Here is an 18,415-nt window from a genome sequence, read left to right as displayed (position 1 = left end):
ATGACTGATTCAGTGTCCAACGATCGTAATCCCACCCCGGATGTGGCGGAAGACAACGCGTTCTTCCCATCGCCTTACTCCCTCAGCCAGTACACCTCGTCCAAAACCGACTTCGCGGGCGCCAGCTACCCGAATGCCTATCGCGGCGGCAAGTGGAAGGTGCTGATGATCGCCTCGCAGGAGCGCTACCTGCTGATGCAAAACGGCAAGTTCTTCTCCACCGGTAACCACCCGGTCGAGATGCTGCTGCCGATGTACCACCTGGATCTGGCCGGTTTCGAGATTGACATCGCCACGCCGTCCGGCGATCCGGTGAAGCTGGAGATGTGGGCGTTCCCGCATGAAGATGAAGCGGTCAAGGCCACCTACGAGAAGTACCGCAGCCAACTCAAGCAGCCGAAAAAGCTGACGGAGGTGGTGAAGGATCTGGATGGTGGCAACTACCTCGGCGTTTTCATCCCCGGTGGCCACGGCGTGCTCAATGATATCCCGTTCAGCGAAGAGGTGAAAAAGACCCTGCACTGGGCGCACGACAACGATCGCTACGTGATCTCGCTGTGCCACGGGCCGGCCGGTTTGCTGGCGGCGGGCATCGGTGAGAGCAAAGAGGATTTCCTCTATCGCGGCTATGAAATGTGCGTGTTCCCGGACTCGCTCGATACCGGCGCCAACATCGACATCGGCTACATCCCCGGCCCGATGCCCTGGCTGGTGGGCGAACGCCTGCGCGAGCGGGGCGTCAAGATCGTCAACGCCGACATCACCGGCAGGGTGCATAAAGATCGGCGCCTGCTGACCGGCGACAGCCCGTTGGCCTCCAACAACCTCGGCAAGCTGGCGGCGGAGACGCTGTTGGCCGACGTCGCCGCGCGATGAGCGACGAGATCGCGCAGCGCGCTTTCCAGACGGCGCTGGCGATGGACCACGAGCGAACCCTATCCGCCATTCAGGGGCGAGTTCGCGCCTTTGCCGCGCCGTTCGGCTTCGATCGCTTTGTGCTGTTTTCCGCTTCCGCCGCGGCGGAGGCGGGGATCGAGCATATCTATTGGGTCGAGGGCGACTGGTTCGGCGACGGCGAGGCCGTCGATGCGTTGACCTACGTGCGACACTGCCCGGTGACCCGGCACATGCTGCGGGTCAGCGAGCCGTTTTTCTGGACCAAGACCCGGGCGCAGCAGGGTGAACGCTACCGGATTGTGCGCACGCCGCGCGGCGCGGGCCTGCACGGCGTGCAGATCCCGGTGTTCGGCCCGGCCGGTTTGGAGGGCGCCGTCAGCCTGGGGGGCGAGCGCATCGACGCTTCGCCGCCGGTGCGGCTGGCGCTGTCGCTGGTGGGTACGGCGGCCTTTCAGGCGGCGCGGCGGCTGTTCGCACCGGCGGCTGGCGAGGGAGAGGGCCGGCTGTCGGCGCGCGAGCGCGAGGTGCTGAGCTGGACCGCCATCGGCCGGCGGCAAGCGGATATCGCTGCGATGCTCGGCCTGTCTGAACGCACGGTGGAAAACCACCTGCGCCGCATTCGCCAACGCCTTGGCGCCGCCACCACCGCGCAGGCGATCGGCGTGGCGATCCGCCTGGGGGAGATCGCCCCCGAGCGCCGTTAGCCCGCCGCCATTTGCCGCAGCAACCATTCGCGCAGCGCAATGATATCGGGGCGCTGCGCGGTTTCTTCGGTGGTCACCAGGTAATAGTTGGCGCCGGGTAACGACATCTCGAACGGCGCGGCCAGCACGCCGCGCTGCAACAAATCGCGCGCCAGCAGCCGGCTGGCGATCACCACCCCCTGGCCCGCCACCGCCGCCTGCAGCGCATGCGTCTCGTCGCTGAAGGTCAGCCCGGCTTCCACGTTCAACCCTTCCGGCCCGTAGCGCCGCCGCCAGTTTTCCCAGGTCGGCGCGTCGGCGGGCACCTGCCGATGCTCCACGTGAAACAGCGTCACCCGCTGCAAATCTTCGATGCGCTCCAGCGCCAGCGCCGGGCTGGCCACCACGATAAAGCGATCCTCATGCAGCAGGGTGCAGTGCAGATCGCTTTCCGGCGTCTCGCGGTAGCGGATGGCGACGTCCACGGTGCGCTGGTTGAGATCGACCCGCTCGACGCTGGTGTGCAGGCGCAGATCGATGGCGGGAAACTCCGTCTTGAAATCCGCCAGGCGCGGCACCAGCCAGTGGGTGAGGAAATTGGAGGTGGTGGTGACGGTCAGCGCCGGCGGCTGTTGGGCGCGGGTGATTTGGGCGACGGACTGCTCCAGTGCGGCGAAGGCGCGCTGGGTGCCGGCATACAGGATCTCGCCGGTCTCGGTCAGGCTGACGCCCTGCGCGCTGCGCTCGCACACCCGGCATTCCAGCACCGACTCCAGCAGCTTGATCTGGTGGCTGACTGCCGTCGCGCTGACGCCCAGCTCCTCGGCGGCCAGTTTGAAGCTGCGACAGCCGGCCACGGCGTGGAAGGCGCGCAGCGCGCCCAGCGGCGGCAAACGGGGTTTTCTCATGGCTGAGTTATTCTCATCTAAGGCTGAAAACTATGAGTTTGTCTGACCGATTATACAAGAGATAGGCTACTGACATGTGAACAGGGGAATGAATTAATTTCATCATTTCCACATGTCGGGAGTTAACGATGAGCCTCTATATCAACAACGGCGCCCTGGGCGCCATGGAACACACGGGAACGGCGGCGAGCGGTCTGGCGCTCAGCGTGCCGGTCGCGGCGGGCGCTTTGCTGTTGGAGGCGGAGAGCCTGCTGGGCATCGGCGCAACGCTGATGCTGCTAACGGCATTGGCGCTGGCGTTTCTCGGCGGCGCCGCGCTGGCCCGCTGGCAGCCGCTGCGGAAGCGGCCTGCGCTGGCTATGCTCCGCTACGGTTTTTTGCTGGCGGCGGCGGGGTGGCTATTGACGCTGCTGATGCTGTTCGGCGGCCATGATTGGCCGGCCCTGCTGGCGGGCATCGCTCTCGGCGGCCTGGGGCAGGGCGTGGCCTACCGCACGGCGGTGGGGGAGAAAGCGGCGTTCGCCGTGGCGTGCCGGCTGGCGACGGTGGTGAGCATCGTGGCCGTGGTGGTTGCCGCGTTGCTGATTCAAACCTACGCCGCGCCGGGCGCGAGAGGAGGCTGTTTCGCGCTGGCGTTGCTGGTCGATCTGGCGCTGTTGGGGGCGTTGATGGCGCGGGTTGCGGAGCGGGATGGGGTCTGAGCCGTCGCGCTGAAGGTAAACAACCCGCCGGTAAACCCGGCGGGCTTCGCTTAGGCGGCCGCGAGCTCTTGCGGTATAACGGTTTGCAAGCCGACGAGCTGAATGGCCGGCTGCTCCAGCGTGATGCCGAAGTCGCCTTGCGCCCAATTGTAGATATTGACGACGTGCTGATTGAGCGCGCTTTCGCCCTGCATGAATATCGACAGATCCTGCGTATGGGTTTGCGCGTTGTAGTTCAGCGAGAAGCTGCTGTTTGAGCCTTCGGCGCCGAAGGCCAGCAGGTGGTTATCGATAGACAGGGAAGAGGCCTGTAAAAAGTCCAGCTCGAAGCTGTCGTCGATGTAGATATTGTGGGTCTGCTTTACGGGAATATTCAGCAGGCTGTTGGGGAAGGGCACATCGTTGGACAGCATGCTCAGGTTCACGCCGAGATAATCCTGCGGCGCGCTCCCACCCGGCGCAGTGGTATAGCCGTGCTCGAAGCGAATCTCGCTGGAGCCTTTGCCCAGGTTGACCTCCAGACCGTTGGCCGGCGTCAGCACCCGATCGTTAAAGGTGACGTTATCCTTAAAGTCCGTCAGCTTCACCGCCTCGATGTTGTACAGCCCGTCCTTAAAGCCATACAGCCCGATGCCGTTTTTCTCGATCACCCCGCGCCCGCCATAGCTGCCCTGGGCGTCAAACTTCAGGTTTACCCCGTGCGACAGGCTGGAATAATCGACCGTATCATGGCCGCTGCCGCCGTCGATGACCGTCCAGCCGTAGTTGCCGGCGTTGTTTTGCCAGCCGCGTGGCACGCTGATGGTGTCGTCGCCGCTACCGGTGTTAACGGCGATATTGCCGAACGCCAGCGTGAAATCGTCGTCATACAGCGTACCGACGCGGTACAGATTCGGCGTGGACAGCACGTCGGCAATGTCGTTGAAAATCGCCGAGCCGATATCCAGCTTGCCGGGAATGAGGCTGCCGCCGCCGGTCACGCTGCTGCCGTAGGATTCGGTGTAGAAATCACGCGCCGCTTCGGCGGCGAGGCGGATGGTCTCGTGGCCAATGCCGAGGGTGGTCAAATAGGTGGGTACTTCGCCCGCCAGCAGCGTTTCAACCACGTAGCTGAGGTTTTTCATCTGCATGGAGACCTGCGCCGCCGCAATCAAATCGTAGGTGCCGCTTTCGACCTTAAAAGGCGAGGTGTCGTTGGTGGCCACCCATTCGGTAAAGAACGAGGTATCGCCTAAATAAGAGAACAGCGTGGTGCCGGCCCAGGGGGAATAGTTGGGGGCGCCGGTCGAGGAAGCATCGGTGAACACCTCGGACGCCGCCGCGCCGGCGTCAATCAGGCCGACCTCGTGAATATCCGGCACTTTGGCGCTGGTGGGCGGGGCATCCGGCAGCGGCGCGTTGGGATCGCTGCTCAGATCGACGCCAAACAGCGTCTTGGCGAAGTTCTTGGCGATGTTGTCGGAGGCATTTTGAATGCGCGTTTCCCAGTCATCGGGAACATGCCCGGTGCGCAGCTCATACTGCAGCTTGGTTTGGTCGCGAATGTAATGGGCAAACGCCCCCTGATTCGAGTTCACGCCATAGGCGCCTTTGATCCAGGTATACACCGCGATGTCCACGCCCTGAATAGGTTGATTGGCATGGTTGGGATCGGTGAGCGCATCGACGGAGGCGGCATACACGGCCGGCCAATCGCCGGCTTTGGCGGCCTCCCAAATCGCTTGCAGTTTTTCTCGGTCGGTAATGACGTAAGCCATATAAACACTCCTTGTTTCTGAGAGATTGCTGTGAAATTCAACATGATGAATGGAGGTGCGCGATGGAATAAACCGAAACCCGTACAGCCAGAAACGCGCATGCCGCAAGCCGCAGCGAACGATGGGCGGCAGGCGCCCATACGAAAGGATAGACGCAACTTATCGAGTGCGAACAATTCGCTTATCGATTGTTTTTACAGGATTATTGCTGTAAATCTGCGGGTTAACCTGCGTATTGGCGTCAGGAAGGGATATCTGTCAGCTGGGTTAGGAATCTTCTTAGATAAAAGAGTGGGTTTCGCTGGTGGGGGTTGGCCAAGCGTTGGCGTTATGGTGGTGGTTGTGGCTGCCGCTTTGCGGATTCACACCGAAGGCAACGCAGGGGGGCGCTCCAACGCTGCTGGGGTGTGGAATGGGGTGAGGAAATGCCGGAGTGGGGACTCTGGCGGTCGGTTTTGTGCCAGAAGCGGACGTATAAACTGCTTGTACTAATTATTAGGTAATAAATTGCGGTCTCTTCCCCGCTTCTACATCTTCAGAAAGATCATTCGAAACATCTAGTTGATGTAGATAATTAGTGGTTGAAAGGTGCCAGGAATGACGGAAGAATAGGCCTATATTGCTGAGTTTAAATGGGTTGAGGGGCAAAAAGTGGGCTCGCCTGAAACAGTAAAGAAAATCGTTATGCTGGCCATTTTGGCTAGTCTTACTGCGGGTTGCGCACCGTTACATCCTTCCGGCTGTCATAAGACCACGGCAACGGGTAGTTGCAGTTCAGGACGTTGGGATGATCAGGATGAATGGGGCGTGCAAGCGAGGGCAATCAGGGCGGCAATAAATGCTGAACTTGATGAGCCGAAAAACTGGAAGGGGAAAAAATGCAGGTTGCATATTGAATTTGCTCAGGATGGCACGGCTTTAAACGTATCAACCAGCAATGGCAATACAGCCTATTGCGAAGCGATAAAGTCAGCAGCCCATAAAGCCAAATTTCCAGCCTTCAACAATCCAGAAGTCTATAGAGATTTTCAAAAATCGGGCTTCGATATGCGCGGTTAGCCCGATAATAGCCCTTTCAGTACCCGCTACTCGCTCAAAGCAGGCCCAATGACCACGTAGCCTGTCCGTTGCGTGCCAGAAACGGACATTGATGATGTGAAGATATATAGTGGTAGATTGCCTATCGATAGTTGATATTACCCGAGATTGTCTCCGAAAATTATGATTAACGGATTGCTGATCAGTCGGATCCTAGCAAAAGACTCATATCAAAACCAGTTATCCGAAAACCAAACTCTTTATATAATTTTAAAGCCCTTTGATTGTCCGGTGATACTCTGAGTTCCACCTCATATGCGCCCTGTTGAGTCAGCTCATTCAGGAATGCACGGATAAAATCCCGACCCATTCCCTTACCCTGAAATTCTGGGAGAAGCATTATATCTGACAAAAAGGCTGAGTTATCTTCCAGGCTGAACCACAGATATCCCGCAGCCTGACTGTCATGTTCATAAGTTCTAAAATGGTTATTTTGAGTATTGATACCCGCTGGCAAGGCTGCTTTAAATGATTTCGACGCCTCTATCTGGGCTTTTTTACGACTGTACCGATGATTTGCCATCAGGTCTTCAACATAGTCATTTAAAGAGAGGCCCCCCCAGAAGTCAAACTCGTCGTCATGCATGGGCCTATAAATTGATTTGGGGATTTTTGACTGTTTTGTTTTCAATTTACTGTCTCATTCTTAATAGCAACGTAACGCATACTTAGTACTACTCTACCGAATTATCCGCCGATTCAGCATGATAAAATTATATCATATAGCTTTGTCCACGGAACGTAATTTTGCTGACGCCGAAGTCTGCATTTCGCTCATAGCGGACTATCATTCGCCTGACCAAATAAGCCTCAGTGCGATGAAACAAATACCGAGGCAGGCTGCGCGGGCGGAATGGCGAAGTGATGCTGCATACGCTTTATCTCCTCTGCCGGTGGCAGGCCAAACAGACGCTTGAATTCGCGGTTAAATTGCGATGGGCTTTCATAGCCAACGGCGTAACTCGCGGCGGCGGCGGTGATTTGTTGGCGTACCATCAGCATCCGTGCCTGGTGCAGGCGTACCGATTTCACATACTGCATTGGCGGCATCTGCGTTATCGCCTTGAAATGGCTATGAAAGGTCGGCACGCTCATGCCGGCCCTCACCGCCAGCTGCGTCAGCGTTAACGGCTCCGCGTAAGCGGCATGGATGTGCTGCAACGCTTTACCGATTTTGCCAAACTGCCCCTGCAAGGCCAGCGCGGCACGCATTGCGTTGCCTTGTGCGCCTGTCAGCACGCGGAAATAAAGCTCACGCACCCGCGCCGGGCCGAGGATTGCCGCCTCAAGCGGGTTAGCCAGGACTTCAAGTAAGCGAAGTACGGCCATTTTTACCGCGCCGTCCATGGGGCTCGACATCATGCTTTGCGGCGCGACGGGAGGATGCGGGGCGCCATGCTGTTCAATCTGCAGCATCAGTTCCGCGGCAAGCTGAAAATCCAGATGCATGTAAATCGCCAGCAGCGGATGTGCTGCCGACGCGTCGGTTTCCATCACAAACGGCACCGGCACCGAAACCGCCAGGTAGTGCTGCTCATCATATAAATAGGTCTGTTGACCGAAATAGCCGCGTTTGCTGCCCTGGCAGACGATCACGATCCCCGGATCGTAAAGTACCGGCGTTCTGGCAAGCGGGCGATCGGAACGCAAAATTCGCACATCAGGCAGGGCAGTGAGGTTGTATCCCTCTTGCACCGCAAGTCTATTCATCAGGGCAATCATGTCGGACATTCCACCACCTCATAAAATCAGGCAAGAAAAAGAGAAGATACGGCCTAAAAATGCGGCAGAGTAGAGAATACCATGCAACCTTCATGGTTCATGGGAGTTCTTTTTATGGCATCTGCAAAAACGATTTTAATCACCGGCGTCAGCAGTGGCTTTGGCCAGGCGCTGGCGCGGGAAGCCCTCGCCGTAGGGCATCGGGTTGTAGGGACGGTGCGCAACAGCGGAGCACTGCAGGCTTTCGGCGCGCTCGATACGCAGCGGGCTTTTGGCTATCTGCTTGATGTCACGGACGTTGAGCGTATTGATGAGGTGGTTGGAGAGATAGAGTCCGCCGTCGGCCCGATAGATGTGTTGGTGAACAATGCCGGTTACGGCCATGAAGGCATTCTGGAAGAATCCCCGCTTGCAGAGCTGCGCCGCCAGTTTGAGGTCAATGTGTTTGGCGCGGTGGCGATGATCAAAGCCGTGCTACCGGGCATGCGCCAGCGCCGTCGCGGCCACATTATCAATATCACCTCAATGGGTAGCTTCATTACCTTGCCCGGTATCAGCTATTACTGCGGCAGCAAATTTGCACTGGAAGGGATATCAGAAACCTTAAGTAAAGAGCTTGCCCCGTTCAACCTACACGTGACCGCCGTGGCGCCGGGCTCGTTTCGGACGGACTGGGCCGGGCGTTCAATGGTACGCAGCCCTCGCTGTCTCCCGGACTATGACGCGTTATTTGAACCTGTTCGTCAGGCGCGTCAGGAAAAAAGCGGCAAGCAACTGGGCGATCCCGTGAAGGCGGCTCACGCCATGCTGGCATTGATCGAGAGCCGGAATCCACCCACGCATCTGTTGTTAGGCAGTGATGCATTAAGTTTGGTGCGGCAAAAGCTCGAGGCGTTAGGCAAGGAAATTGAACAGTGGGAGAAACTCACCCGTTCAACGGATGGCTGAACGGTTTCGGGTAGGGAGAGTGCAGGGGATCATCGATGATGACCGCCCAACAGCAAAAAGCCCGCTCAGGTTTCCCTGAGCGGGCTTCTCTAAATATGGCTCCTCTGACTGGACTCGAACCAGTGACATACGGATTAACAGTCCGCCGTTCTACCGACTGAACTACAGAGGAATCGTTTGAACGGGGCGAATAATAGCGAGGCGCCGTCGGCATGTCAAAGGCGGATTACACATTCTGTGACTGTTTGCTTACAGAATGCGCAACCCGTTGAGTTTTTTGGCAGATTTAGCTCTCGGGCGCCCGCTGCAGGCGCAGCTGATAGCGGTAAACGCCGGCGGTGAGCAGGTAATCCCGGTGCACGCTCGGGCTCCAGGAATCGTCGCCGCCCACCCCCATGTGGAAGCCGTCCAGATGCAGCCAGGTGCCTGCTTCCGGCTGCAGCAGATGCTGGTGGCTGCAGGCCATCAGCTGTGGCAGGCCGTAGCGGCTGAGCGAGAAGTGGAAGCGGCCGTCGATGCGCCAGCCGCCGTAGCGCAGGCTGCGGGTGTCGCAGCGCAGGCCGTTCTCGCCGGGGAAAATATACGGCGTGTGCAGATCTGCCAGCGGCAGGCGCCAGCGCCCGTGCTGCGCGGCCAGGCGGCGATCCGGGTAGTTCTCGTGCGGGCCCAGGCCCAGCCATTCCGCCTGCGATTGTACCGTTGCCAGTTGGCAGTGCAGGCCGATGCGCGCCGGCGGCGGCAGAGTATCGGCCACCTCGACCTCCACGCTCACGCTCACCGCGCCCAGCGCGTCGAACAGCCACTGTTTGCGGCTAAGCAGCAAAATCTGCCCGTCTACGCCGAACAGGTGTTCGCTCACCACCCGCACGCCGTTTTGCAGCGCATCGGCCTGCAGCCGCGTGCAGCGCTCCTCCAGCCGGTACAGACCCGCCAGCTTCCAGCGTTCGACCCAGGCGTTGGGATCGATATGGTCCGCCTCGCTGACGCCGATGTCGTTATCGATCGGCGCGCGCGCAAAGCCGTCGCGCAGCGGCGTCAGCAGCTGCGGCTGCTCATTCTGCCACCACTGCGTCAGGTGGCCGCTGCTGCGCTCGAAGCGCCAGCGCTGGTCGCCGTGGGTGAGGGTCAGCCCCTGATCGTCTTCAATCAGCGTGGGCGGCACGCCCTGCGGCGGCGGCGGCGCGGGATGCAGCGCGCGCGGCACCCGCCACTGATCCCAGGCGCAGCGGTGGTGCGCTTCGGACCAGTCGGTGGCCTGCGGCTGCACCACCTCCACGTTCAGCCACAGCTCGCCGGGCTGATGCAGCATCGGCAGGCGATCGAGCAGGGTGAAGCGAGCGCTGCCCTGCGGCGGCAGCGCCAGATCGAAGCTGCCGCTGGCGCGCTCCACGCCGTCCAGCTCCAGCCGCCAGTTGAGCTGCTCGTTGTCGGTGTGGCGGAACAGGTAATCGCTGGTGACGGTCAGCGTCAGCGCGGCGGCGTCGAAGGTGAAGCGGAACAGCTGCTGCGCCCGCTGCGCTTCGAACAGCGCCGGGTGCGGGGTGCGATCCGCGAACACCAGCCCGTTCAGGCAGAACTGGCGATCGTTGGGGGTATCGCCGAAGTCGCCGCCGTAGGCCCAGTACTCTTCGCCCTGGGCGTCGCGCCTGATCAGCGCCTGATCGACCCAGTCCCAGACAAAGCCGCCCTGCAGGCGCGGATAGTGGTGGAACGCGCGCCAGTAACGCTCAAAGCCGCCGAAGCTGTTGCCCATCGCATGGGCGTATTCGCACAGGATCAGCGGCCGCTGTTCCTCCGGCAGGCCGATCCACTTGCCGAGCGCCCATTTGGGCACCGCCGGGAACGGCTGATCCTGATCCACCCGCGCATACATCGGGCAGATGATGTCGGTAGCGGCGGTGTCGGCGCCGCCGCCTTCATATTGCACCGGGCGGGTTGGATCCTGGCTTTTCACCCAGCGGTACAGCGCATCGTGGTTCACGCCGTGGCCGGACTCGTTGCCCAGCGACCAGATAATGATGCAGGGGTGGTTGCGATCGCGCTGTACCATGCGGGTGACGCGCTCGCTCATCGCCGGCAGCCACAGCGGATCGTCAGCCAGGCGGTTCATCGGCTGCATGCCGTGGGTCTCGATATTGGCTTCGTCCACCACGTAAAGCCCATAGCGGTCACACAGCCGGTACCACAGCGGATGGTTGGGGTAATGGGAACAGCGCACCGCGTTGAAGTTGTGCTGTTTCATCAGCAGGATGTCGTGGCGCATCGTCGCCTCGTCCATCACCTGGCCGTGGCGCGGATGATGCTCGTGGCGGTTAACGCCGCGGATCAGCAGCGGCTGCCCGTTGAGCTTCAGCAACCCGCCGCTGATTTCTACCTGGCGGAAGCCGACGTCATAGGCCTCCACCTCGATGACCTCCCCCTCGGGTGAGAGCAGGGTGACGGTGGCGCGATACAGCGCGGGCGTTTCGGCGCTCCACAGCGCCGGGCGTTCTACCGGCAGGCGCAGCGTGACGCGATCGTCATAGGCGCCGCGCTCGTCCACGATCTCGCTGCCGAGCGGCTGGGTGCGTTCGGCCACCCGCGCGCCATCGCGCCACAGCTGAACCTGCACCTGCAGCGGGCCGGGCCGGCTGGCGCGCGCCGTCACCACCAGTTCGCCGCGGGTAAAGCGGTCATGCAGCGGCGTGGTGATGTGCACATCGCTCAGGTGCGCGGCGGGTTTGTGCAGTAGGCTGACGTCGCGGAAGATGCCGCTCATACGCCACATGTCCTGATCTTCGAGATAGCTGCCGTCGCACCAGCGCAGCACCATCACCGCCAGCCGGTTTTCTCCCGGCTGCAGCCACGGGCTGAGATCGAACTCCGCCGGCAGGCGGCTGTCCTGCGAATAGCCCACCCAGTGGCCGTTGCACCACAAATAGAATGCCGAGTTGACGCCGTCGAAGATGACGCGCGTCTGGCCGGCGGCCAGCCAGGCCGGATCGACGCTGAAGGTGCGCGAGTAGCAGCCGGTTGGGTTGTCTTCCGGCACGCGCGGCGGATCGACTGGGAACGGGTAGCGCACGTTGGTATAGATCGGCGCATCGTAGCCGGCGAGCTGCCAGTTGCCCGGCACCGCCAGCGGGGCGGCATCCGGCAGATCCTGCTGCAGCCAGCCTTCCGGCGCCGCCTCTGGGCGCGGGAAATAGCTGAAGCGCCACTCGCCGTTCAGCGACCTGCGGCTGGCGCTGGGGGCATCGTCGCGCGCGTCTTCCACCGTGCGCCAGCTGGCGAACGGCGGGTGGGCGTCCAGCCGGCGGGAGTGGGTGCAGGCCGGGTTTTGCCAGTCACGGCGGGCGAGGATCTCGGTCAGGGAAGCAAGGGGCGCAGCGGGCATCGGCGATCGTCCAGTCGGCTAGGTGATGCTCACCAAGATGCTGACCGGCGCATAAAAAGTAAAGCGGTTACACGCAACCTTGCAAGGGCGATCAAATAACCGTTAATGCGGTTCGCCGGCGCGGTAGATCCTCTGCGGGCGGCCGACCTTGCCGTAAATGATCTCGGCGCGCAGCTGCTGCGCGGCGGTGCAAAACTCCAGATAACGGCGCGCGGTGGTGCGGCTGAGCCCCATTTTTTGCGCAACGCTTTCAGCGGTGTGGCGCGCGGCGGGTTCGGCAAACAGCGCGCGGACCTTGCCCAGCGTCAGCTCGTCGATGCCGGCGGGCAGCGCCGCCTGCTGTTCGCCGCGGGCGTAGGTGTTGAACATCTCGTCGATGCGGCGCTGGTTGAGGCGCGCTTTGTCCTTCAGCGCTTCGCGGCGCTGGCTGAAGCGCTGCAGGGTCTGGCTCAGCCGGTCATAGGCCAGCGGTTTGATCAGGTAGTCGAACACGCCGTAACGCAACGCCTCGGCCACGGTGGCCATGTCGCTGGCGGCGGTGATGAACACGATGCCGCCGCGATACCCGCTCAGCGTCAGTTCGCGCAGCAGGGTGATGCCCTGGCCGTCGGGCAGAAAGTTGTCCAGCAGGATCAGGTCCGGCTTGAAGCGCTCGGTCATGGCGCGCGCCTGCGCCAGGGTGCCGGCCAGCCAAATCTGGCGGCAGCCGCCGTTCTGGCGGATAAACTCCGCGTGCATTTCCGCCAGCGGCGTTTCGTCTTCAACGATCAGGATGTTCAGCCATTCCATAATGAAACCTACTATTGCAATCAAGATGCTAAATGAATGTAAGTAAATTGCGGCGCTAAATAAAGATTATCTCAATAATAAACACCATAAGATTAATTAAGCAAATAAAGAACATTAAATAACTTATTAACCGGAATCGGTTTGTGAAATAGGTCAATAATCGGCGTTTTTTTTCTGTTTACCATTGATTTATCGAACGCGAAACGGCGTTTATCTCCATGGTTTTTAAGGTTTTAATTACCCTTGTTGATGTTAATTAAAATGCCTTTTTGTATTTAATTTGTTGTTTGTCAGTTAACCCAGAGAGCGTGTTATGTTAGGCGATGCCGTATTTAATCGGGTAAAGCGATCGGATCATAAAGCGATTTCGGAAATAAGCGCCTTCTTGCGCAGTAACGATCTGAATATCGACACCACGGTTGAAATATTTATTACCGTTACCCAGCACGACAAATTGGTCGCCTGCGGCGGCATCGCCGACAATATTATCAAATGCGTCGCCATCAGCCCGCTGATGCGCGGCGAAGGGTTGGCGCTGGCGCTGGCGACCGAGCTGGTGAACCTGGCCTACGAGCGCCACCACACTCAGCTGTTTATCTACACCAAGGTGCAGAATGAGCCGCTGTTCCGCCAGTGCGGTTTCTACCCGATCGCCACCGTGCCGGGCATCGTGGTGCTGATGGAAAACAGCCCGTGCCGCCTGAAGCGCTACGCCGCCCAGCTGGCGAGCCAGCGCCGGCCGGGCGACACCATCGGCAGCATCGTGATGAACGCCAATCCCTTCACCCGCGGGCATCAGTATCTGGTGCGTCAGGCGGCCAAACGCTGCGACTGGCTGCACCTGTTTTTAGTGAAGGAAAACACCTCGCGCTTCAGCTATGAAGACCGCCGCCGGCTGGTGCTGGCCGGCACCGCCGATATTCCCAACCTCACGGTACACGAAGGCTCGCAGTACGTGATCTCGCGCGCCACCTTCCCCTGTTACTTCATCAAGGATCAGGGCGTGGCCGACGACTGTTACACCGAAATCGATCTGAAGATCTTCCGCCAGTATCTGGCGCCCGCGCTGGGCATTACCCACCGCTTCGTCGGCAACGAGCCGTTCTGCGCGGTGACCGCGAAATACAACCGCGACATGCGCTACTGGCTGGAAACGCCGGCGCTGCCCAGCCCGCCGATCGCGCTGGTGGAAATCGAGCGTTTGCAATATCAGGGCACGGCGATCTCCGCCTCCTGGGTGCGCAAGCTGCTGGCGGCGGGGGACTTCCACGCCGCCGCGCCGCTGGTGCCGCCGGACACCCTGTACTACCTGCAGGATCTGCAAACGCAGCGCCGGGCCAAGGCGGCCCCGCATCCTTTTGAGTCCGCACAATCAGGTGAATGATGAAAATTATCCGAGAAGCAATGGCCGGCACGCTGGAATCCAGCGATGTCATGGTGCGCATCGCGCCCGCCGAGGGGCCGCAGCACGATCTGTTGATCGCCAGCAGCGTGGAAAAACAGTTCGGCGCGGCGATCCGCCACACCCTGCTGGAGGTGCTGCAGCGCTATGAGGTGGAGCCGGTGCAGGTGATCGTCGACGACAAGGGGGCGCTGGACTGCGTGCTGCGCGCCCGGCTGGAAACCGCGCTGATGCGCGCCTGTGAGGGCGGCCAGCTGCCGTGGGAGGCGAAAGATGAAAACGCTGAATAAAACCCGGCTGCGCCGCAGCATGTTGTTCGTCCCCGGCGCCAACGCGGCGATGGTTAGCAACGCCTTTATCTACCAGGCCGATGCGCTGATGTTCGATCTGGAAGACTCGGTGATCCTGCGTGAAAAAGACGCGGCGCGCCGGCTGGTGTACCACGCGCTGCAGCACCCGCTGTACCAGGAGGTGGAAACCATCGTGCGCGTCAATGCGCTCGACTCCGCCTACGGCCTGGCGGACCTGCAGGCGGTGGTGCGCGGCGGCGCGGACATCGTGCGCCTGCCGAAGACCGACAGCGCGCAGGACGTTGTCGACATGGAGCGCGAGATTGCCGCCATCGAAGCGGCCTGCGGGCGGCCGGTCGGCAGCACCGGGCTGCTGGCGGCGATCGAATCGGCGCAGGGCATCACCAATGCGGTGGCGATCGCGCACGCTTCGCCGCGGCTTATCGGCATCGCGCTGGGGGCGGAAGACTACGTGCGCAACCTGCGCACCGAGCGCTCGCCGGAGGGCATCGAGCTGCTGTTCGCCCGCTGTTCGCTGCTGCAGGCGGCGCGCGCCGCCGGCATTCAGGCGTTCGACACCGTCTACTCCGACGCCAATAACGAGGCCGGCTTCCTGCAGGAAGCGGCGCTGATCAAACAGCTCGGCTTCGACGGCAAATCGCTGATCAACCCGCGCCAGATTGAGCTGCTGCACAACCTGTACGCGCCGACCGCCAAAGAGGTGGCGCACGCGCAGCGGGTGGTGGACGCCGCCGAAGCGGCGGAGCGGGAAGGGCGCGGCGTGGTGTCGCTCAACGGAAAAATGGTCGACAGCCCGGTGATTGAACGCGCCCGGCTGGTGCTGGAGCGCGCCGCGCTGTCCGGCTTACGGGAAGAACCGGCGCAGCACGGGGAGGAAGCATGATGAACCGCCAACAACGATTGATGACCTTCGCCAACCCGGCGGATCTGCCGGGTTATCAGGACGTGTCCAAAGCCAATCTGCAGGCGCGCAAACCGCGCGATCTCAAGCTGTGCGACTCCTTGCAGGAAGCGGTGCGCCGCAGCGGGCTGCAGGACGGCATGACCATCTCCTTCCACCATGCGTTTCGCGGCGGCGATTTGACCCTCAATCAGGTGATGGAGACGCTGGCAGCGATGGGGTTCCGCAACCTGACGCTGGCGTCCAGCTCGCTGACCGACTGCCATGCGCCGCTGGTTGAGCATATCCGCCACGGTGTGGTGAGCCGCATTTACACCTCCGGGCTGCGCGGCCCGCTGGCGGACGCGGTTTCGCGCGGCCTGCTGGCGGAGCCGGTGCAAATTCACTCGCACGGCGGCCGGGTCAACCTGATCGAATCCGGCGAGCTGAAGATAGACGTGGCCTTCCTCGGCGTGCCGGCCTGCGATGAGTTCGGCAACGCCAACGGCTACAGCGGTGAAGCCTGCTGCGGCTCGCTCGGCTATGCGCGGGTGGACGCCGAGGCGGCGGGCACCGTGGTGCTGCTGACCGAGCAGCTGGTGCCGTATCCGCATCATCCCGCCAGCCTGGCGCAGGATCGGGTGGATCTGATCGTGCAGCTGGAGCGGGTGGGCGACGCTGACAAGATCGGCGCTGACGCCACGCGCATGACCTCGAACCCGCGCGAGCTGCTGATCGCCCGCCGCGCCGCCGAGGTGATCGCCGGTTCCGGCTACTTCACCGAAGGCTTCTCGCTGCAAACCGGCACCGGCGGCGCCTCGCTGGCGGTGACCCGGTTCCTGGAGGACAAGATGCGCGCCCGCGGCATTCGCGCCGCGTTCGCCCTCGGCGGCATCACCTCGACCATGGTGGATCTGCACGAGAAAGGGCTGATCGGCAAGCTGCTGGACGTGCAGAGCTTCGATCGGGCGGCGGCGACCTCGCTGGCGCGCAACCCGCGCCATATCGAAATCAGCGCCAACCAGTACGCCAACTTCAGCTCCAAGGGCGCCTCTGTTGATCGGCTCGACGTGGTGGTGCTGAGCGCGCTGGAAATCGACACCGGCTTCAACGTTAACGTGCTGACCGGCTCCGACGGCGTGCTGCGCGGCGCGTCCGGTGGCCACTGCGACACCGCCGCCGCCGCGCGGCTGGCGATCATAGTTGCGCCGTTGGTGCGCGGGCGCATCCCGACGCTGGTGGAGCAGGTGACTACCTGCGTCACGCCGGGCTCCAGCATCGACATTCTGGTGACCGACCACGGTATCGCCGTCAACCCGGCGCGGCCGGAGCTGGCGCAGCGTCTGCGGGAGGCCGGCCTCGAGGTGGTGAGCATCGACTGGCTGCGCGCCCGTGCGCTGCAGCTGACCGGCGAACCGCAGCCGATCGCCTTTACCGACAAGGTGGTGGCGGTGGTGCGCTACCGCGACGGCTCGGTGATCGACGTGGTGCATCAGGTGGCGGAGTAAGCGATGGCCGCCGTCGATCCCCAACTGGCTGCTGAACGCGCGGTCAGCCTGCCGGAGCTGCTCACCAGCCGCGAATGCCGTCAGGCGCGCCAGCAGGCGTGGCTGGCGCAGCACGAGTGCACGCTGCTGGTGCTGACGCTGGTGGTGCCCGGCCCGGTGAAGGACAGCGCGCTGACGCGCGGCATCTTCAACCTAGGGTGGGCGGCGCTGCTGCGACTGTGCGCCGAACAGGGTTGGCCCAGCCCGCAGGCCGAGGCGCTGGCGCTCTCCACCGGCTGCGAAGGGTTTGTCGCGCTGCGCGCCGATGCCCAGCGGGTGAAGGACTGCGCCATGCAGCTGGAGGTGAGCCGCCCGATCGGCCGGCTGTGGGATATCGACGTGCTGGATACGCAGGGGCGCATTTTGTCGCGCCGCGACATCAGCCTGCCGGAACGGCGCTGCCTGCTGTGCGGCCAACCGGCCAAGATCTGCGCCCGCCAGCGGCGGCACAGCAGCGAGCAGCTGCTGCATGAAATGGAAAGGATGTTCAACGATGCGATCTCTGCCGATTAACCTGCCCGCCCACCGAGCCGAACCGGCCTGCGACTTCGCCCGCGCCGCTTTCCGCGCGCTGCTGGTGGAGGTCAACCTCACGCCCAAGCCGGGGCTGGTGGATCGCCATAACACCGGCGCCCACCGCGACATGGATCTCGGGCACTTCTATCGCAGCGCCCGCGCCATCGGCGTGTGGCTGCCGCGCTTTATCCAACGCGGGCGCGAGGACGCCGCTTTGCCGGCAGAGCAGCAGCTGGCGCGGCTGCGGCCGCTCGGCCTGGCCTGCGAAAACCAGATGTTTCGCGCCACCGGCGGCATTAACACTCACAAGGGCAGCGTGTTCTCGCTCGGATTGCTGTGCACCGCCTTCGGCCGCCTGCAGCAGCAGGGCCGCGCCATCGGCGCCGAAGCACTGTGCGCCGAGGTGGCGGCGATGTGCCGGGGGCTGGTGGATCGTGAGCTGCGGCGCAACAACGCCGGGCAGACCGCCGGCCAGCGGCTGTTCGCCGCTCACGGGTTGAGCGGCGCACGCGGCGAGGCGGAGGCCGGTTTCCGGCTGGTCATTGACGGCGCGCTGCCGCTGTATCGGCAACGGCTGGCCGCCGATGGCGACGAACAGCGGGCGCTGCTGGACAGCCTGCTGTGGCTGATGGCCCACAACGACGACACCAACGTCGCCTCGCGCGGCGGCCTGCACGGGCTGTGCTGGCTGCGGCGCCGGGCGGCATTGCTGCTGGCGCAGGGCGGTTCGGCGGGGGAGGCGGGTCTGGCGCGCCTGCGGCGCTTCGATGCCGACTGCATCGCTCGCAACCTCAGCCCCGGCGGCAGCGCCGACCTGTTGATAGTGACCTGGCTGCTGGCGCAGCTGGGTGCCCAAGAATAATAACCAAGCCTTCAGGAG

At 62.1% G+C, this 18,415-nt stretch carries 17 protein-coding genes and 1 tRNA gene; 11 read left to right on the top strand and 7 right to left on the bottom strand.

The features are described from left to right. Window positions 1–876 (top strand): glyoxalase III HchA, encoded by an 876-nt coding sequence (hchA, locus tag QOL81_RS04865; protein WP_283439694.1) that lies wholly within the window; start codon window positions 1–3, stop codon window positions 874–876. Continuing rightward, window positions 873–1,601: a PA1136 family autoinducer-binding transcriptional regulator gene (locus tag QOL81_RS04860; protein ID WP_089186172.1), complete on the top strand. Its 729-nt coding sequence runs from the start codon at window positions 873–875 to the stop codon at window positions 1,599–1,601. The genes hchA and QOL81_RS04860 overlap by 4 nt, the downstream gene beginning before the upstream one ends. Here QOL81_RS04860 and QOL81_RS04855 read toward each other — a convergent pair. Then, window positions 1,598–2,488, bottom strand: a complete 891-nt coding sequence (locus tag QOL81_RS04855) for a LysR substrate-binding domain-containing protein (protein ID WP_283439693.1) — start codon at window positions 2,486–2,488, stop codon at window positions 1,598–1,600. The two genes, QOL81_RS04860 and QOL81_RS04855, sit on opposite strands and share 4 nt — an antisense overlap. A gap of 128 nt (window positions 2,489–2,616) precedes the next feature. On the opposite strand from QOL81_RS04855, the gene QOL81_RS04850 reads away from it, so the two are divergent. Next, window positions 2,617–3,189: a hypothetical protein gene (locus tag QOL81_RS04850; protein ID WP_283439692.1), complete on the top strand. Its 573-nt coding sequence runs from the start codon at window positions 2,617–2,619 to the stop codon at window positions 3,187–3,189. A gap of 50 nt (window positions 3,190–3,239) precedes the next feature. Here the strand turns inward: QOL81_RS04850 and QOL81_RS04845 are convergent, their stop codons facing one another. Beyond that, window positions 3,240–4,946 carry a hemolysin gene (locus QOL81_RS04845; protein ID WP_283439691.1) on the bottom strand — a complete coding sequence of 569 codons (1,707 nt, stop codon included), beginning with the start codon at window positions 4,944–4,946 and terminating at the stop codon, window positions 3,240–3,242. Window positions 4,947–5,630: 684 nt separating this feature from the next. Between QOL81_RS04845 and QOL81_RS04840 the strand changes: the two genes are divergently transcribed. Beyond that, window positions 5,631–6,005, top strand: coding sequence for a cell envelope integrity TolA C-terminal domain-containing protein (locus QOL81_RS04840; RefSeq protein WP_197657810.1), 375 nt, complete (start codon window positions 5,631–5,633; stop codon window positions 6,003–6,005). A gap of 181 nt (window positions 6,006–6,186) precedes the next feature. Here the strand turns inward: QOL81_RS04840 and QOL81_RS04835 are convergent, their stop codons facing one another. Then, on the bottom strand, window positions 6,187–6,675 hold the full coding sequence (locus QOL81_RS04835; protein WP_195873523.1) for a GNAT family N-acetyltransferase: 489 nt from the start codon (window positions 6,673–6,675) through the stop codon (window positions 6,187–6,189). A gap of 179 nt (window positions 6,676–6,854) precedes the next feature. Then, window positions 6,855–7,775: an AraC family transcriptional regulator gene (locus tag QOL81_RS04830; RefSeq protein WP_197757097.1), complete on the bottom strand. Its 921-nt coding sequence runs from the start codon at window positions 7,773–7,775 to the stop codon at window positions 6,855–6,857. Window positions 7,776–7,880: 105 nt separating this feature from the next. Between QOL81_RS04830 and QOL81_RS04825 the strand changes: the two genes are divergently transcribed. Next, window positions 7,881–8,714 carry an oxidoreductase gene (locus QOL81_RS04825; protein WP_197757179.1) on the top strand — a complete coding sequence of 278 codons (834 nt, stop codon included), beginning with the start codon at window positions 7,881–7,883 and terminating at the stop codon, window positions 8,712–8,714. A 96-nt stretch (window positions 8,715–8,810) separates the two neighbouring features. Here the strand turns inward: QOL81_RS04825 and QOL81_RS04820 are convergent. From QOL81_RS04820 to dpiA, 3 genes are all read right to left on the bottom strand, one after another. Continuing rightward, window positions 8,811–8,886: transfer RNA gene (locus QOL81_RS04820), tRNA-Asn, on the bottom strand. Window positions 8,887–9,000: 114 nt separating this feature from the next. Beyond that, entirely contained in the window at window positions 9,001–12,090 is a 3,090-nt protein-coding gene (locus QOL81_RS04815; protein WP_283439690.1) for a beta-galactosidase, read from the bottom strand. A 102-nt stretch (window positions 12,091–12,192) separates the two neighbouring features. Further along, on the bottom strand, window positions 12,193–12,879 hold the full coding sequence (dpiA, locus tag QOL81_RS04810) for a two-component response regulator DpiA (RefSeq protein WP_021505854.1): 687 nt from the start codon (window positions 12,877–12,879) through the stop codon (window positions 12,193–12,195). Window positions 12,880–13,192: 313 nt separating this feature from the next. On the opposite strand from dpiA, the gene citC reads away from it, so the two are divergent. The 6 genes from citC to citG are packed head-to-tail and all read left to right on the top strand — an operon-like array spanning window position 13,193 to window position 18,397. After that, window positions 13,193–14,263, top strand: coding sequence for a [citrate (pro-3S)-lyase] ligase (gene citC / locus QOL81_RS04805; protein ID WP_004940809.1), 1,071 nt, complete (start codon window positions 13,193–13,195; stop codon window positions 14,261–14,263). Continuing rightward, the gene (gene citD, locus QOL81_RS04800; protein WP_019452464.1) at window positions 14,263–14,571 is read left to right on the top strand and encodes a citrate lyase acyl carrier protein; all 309 of its coding nucleotides are present in this window, start codon (window positions 14,263–14,265) and stop codon (window positions 14,569–14,571) included. The genes citC and citD overlap by 1 nt, the downstream gene beginning before the upstream one ends. Then, window positions 14,555–15,475, top strand: coding sequence for a citrate (pro-3S)-lyase subunit beta (citE, locus tag QOL81_RS04795; protein WP_016927085.1), 921 nt, complete (start codon window positions 14,555–14,557; stop codon window positions 15,473–15,475). The genes citD and citE overlap by 17 nt, the downstream gene beginning before the upstream one ends. Beyond that, window positions 15,475–16,980 (top strand): citrate lyase subunit alpha, encoded by a 1,506-nt coding sequence (gene citF, locus QOL81_RS04790; protein ID WP_004940815.1) that lies wholly within the window; start codon window positions 15,475–15,477, stop codon window positions 16,978–16,980. The genes citE and citF overlap by 1 nt, the downstream gene beginning before the upstream one ends. Before the next feature lie 3 nt (window positions 16,981–16,983). Next, complete coding sequence (gene citX, locus QOL81_RS04785) at window positions 16,984–17,532, top strand: citrate lyase holo-[acyl-carrier protein] synthase (protein ID WP_283439689.1); 549 nt, start codon at window positions 16,984–16,986, stop codon at window positions 17,530–17,532. After that, window positions 17,513–18,397, top strand: a complete 885-nt coding sequence (citG, locus tag QOL81_RS04780; protein ID WP_060420382.1) for a triphosphoribosyl-dephospho-CoA synthase CitG — start codon at window positions 17,513–17,515, stop codon at window positions 18,395–18,397. Before citX ends, citG begins: the two co-directional genes overlap by 20 nt. Window positions 18,398–18,415: the final 18 nt, after the last annotated feature.

Source organism: Serratia sp. CC22-02 (genome assembly GCF_900182895.1).
GTDB classification, from domain to species: Bacteria; Pseudomonadota; Gammaproteobacteria; order Enterobacterales; family Enterobacteriaceae; genus Serratia; species Serratia nevei.
Note: the sequence above shows the minus strand (reverse complement) of the source record. Positions and strands in the feature narration are given on the sequence as shown.

Excerpts from the sequence above, each read along its gene's own strand:
- hchA (WP_283439694.1), top strand. The coding sequence starts at position 1 with ATGACTGATTCAGTGTCCAACGATCGTAATCCCACCCCGGATGTGGCG.
- QOL81_RS04860 (WP_089186172.1), top strand. The coding sequence starts at position 873 with ATGAGCGACGAGATCGCGCAGCGCGCTTTCCAGACGGCGCTGGCGATG.
- QOL81_RS04855 (WP_283439693.1), bottom strand. The coding sequence starts at position 2,488 with ATGAGAAAACCCCGTTTGCCGCCGCTGGGCGCGCTGCGCGCCTTCCAC.
- QOL81_RS04850 (WP_283439692.1), top strand. The coding sequence starts at position 2,617 with ATGAGCCTCTATATCAACAACGGCGCCCTGGGCGCCATGGAACACACG.
- QOL81_RS04845 (WP_283439691.1), bottom strand. The coding sequence starts at position 4,946 with ATGGCTTACGTCATTACCGACCGAGAAAAACTGCAAGCGATTTGGGAG.
- QOL81_RS04840 (WP_197657810.1), top strand. The coding sequence starts at position 5,631 with ATGCTGGCCATTTTGGCTAGTCTTACTGCGGGTTGCGCACCGTTACAT.
- QOL81_RS04830 (WP_197757097.1), bottom strand. The coding sequence starts at position 7,775 with ATGTCCGACATGATTGCCCTGATGAATAGACTTGCGGTGCAAGAGGGA.
- QOL81_RS04825 (WP_197757179.1), top strand. The coding sequence starts at position 7,881 with ATGGCATCTGCAAAAACGATTTTAATCACCGGCGTCAGCAGTGGCTTT.
- QOL81_RS04815 (WP_283439690.1), bottom strand. The coding sequence starts at position 12,090 with ATGCCCGCTGCGCCCCTTGCTTCCCTGACCGAGATCCTCGCCCGCCGT.
- dpiA (WP_021505854.1), bottom strand. The coding sequence starts at position 12,879 with ATGGAATGGCTGAACATCCTGATCGTTGAAGACGAAACGCCGCTGGCG.
- citC (WP_004940809.1), top strand. The coding sequence starts at position 13,193 with ATGTTAGGCGATGCCGTATTTAATCGGGTAAAGCGATCGGATCATAAA.
- citD (WP_019452464.1), top strand. The coding sequence starts at position 14,263 with ATGAAAATTATCCGAGAAGCAATGGCCGGCACGCTGGAATCCAGCGAT.
- citE (WP_016927085.1), top strand. The coding sequence starts at position 14,555 with ATGAAAACGCTGAATAAAACCCGGCTGCGCCGCAGCATGTTGTTCGTC.
- citF (WP_004940815.1), top strand. The coding sequence starts at position 15,475 with ATGAACCGCCAACAACGATTGATGACCTTCGCCAACCCGGCGGATCTG.
- citX (WP_283439689.1), top strand. The coding sequence starts at position 16,984 with ATGGCCGCCGTCGATCCCCAACTGGCTGCTGAACGCGCGGTCAGCCTG.
- citG (WP_060420382.1), top strand. The coding sequence starts at position 17,513 with ATGCGATCTCTGCCGATTAACCTGCCCGCCCACCGAGCCGAACCGGCC.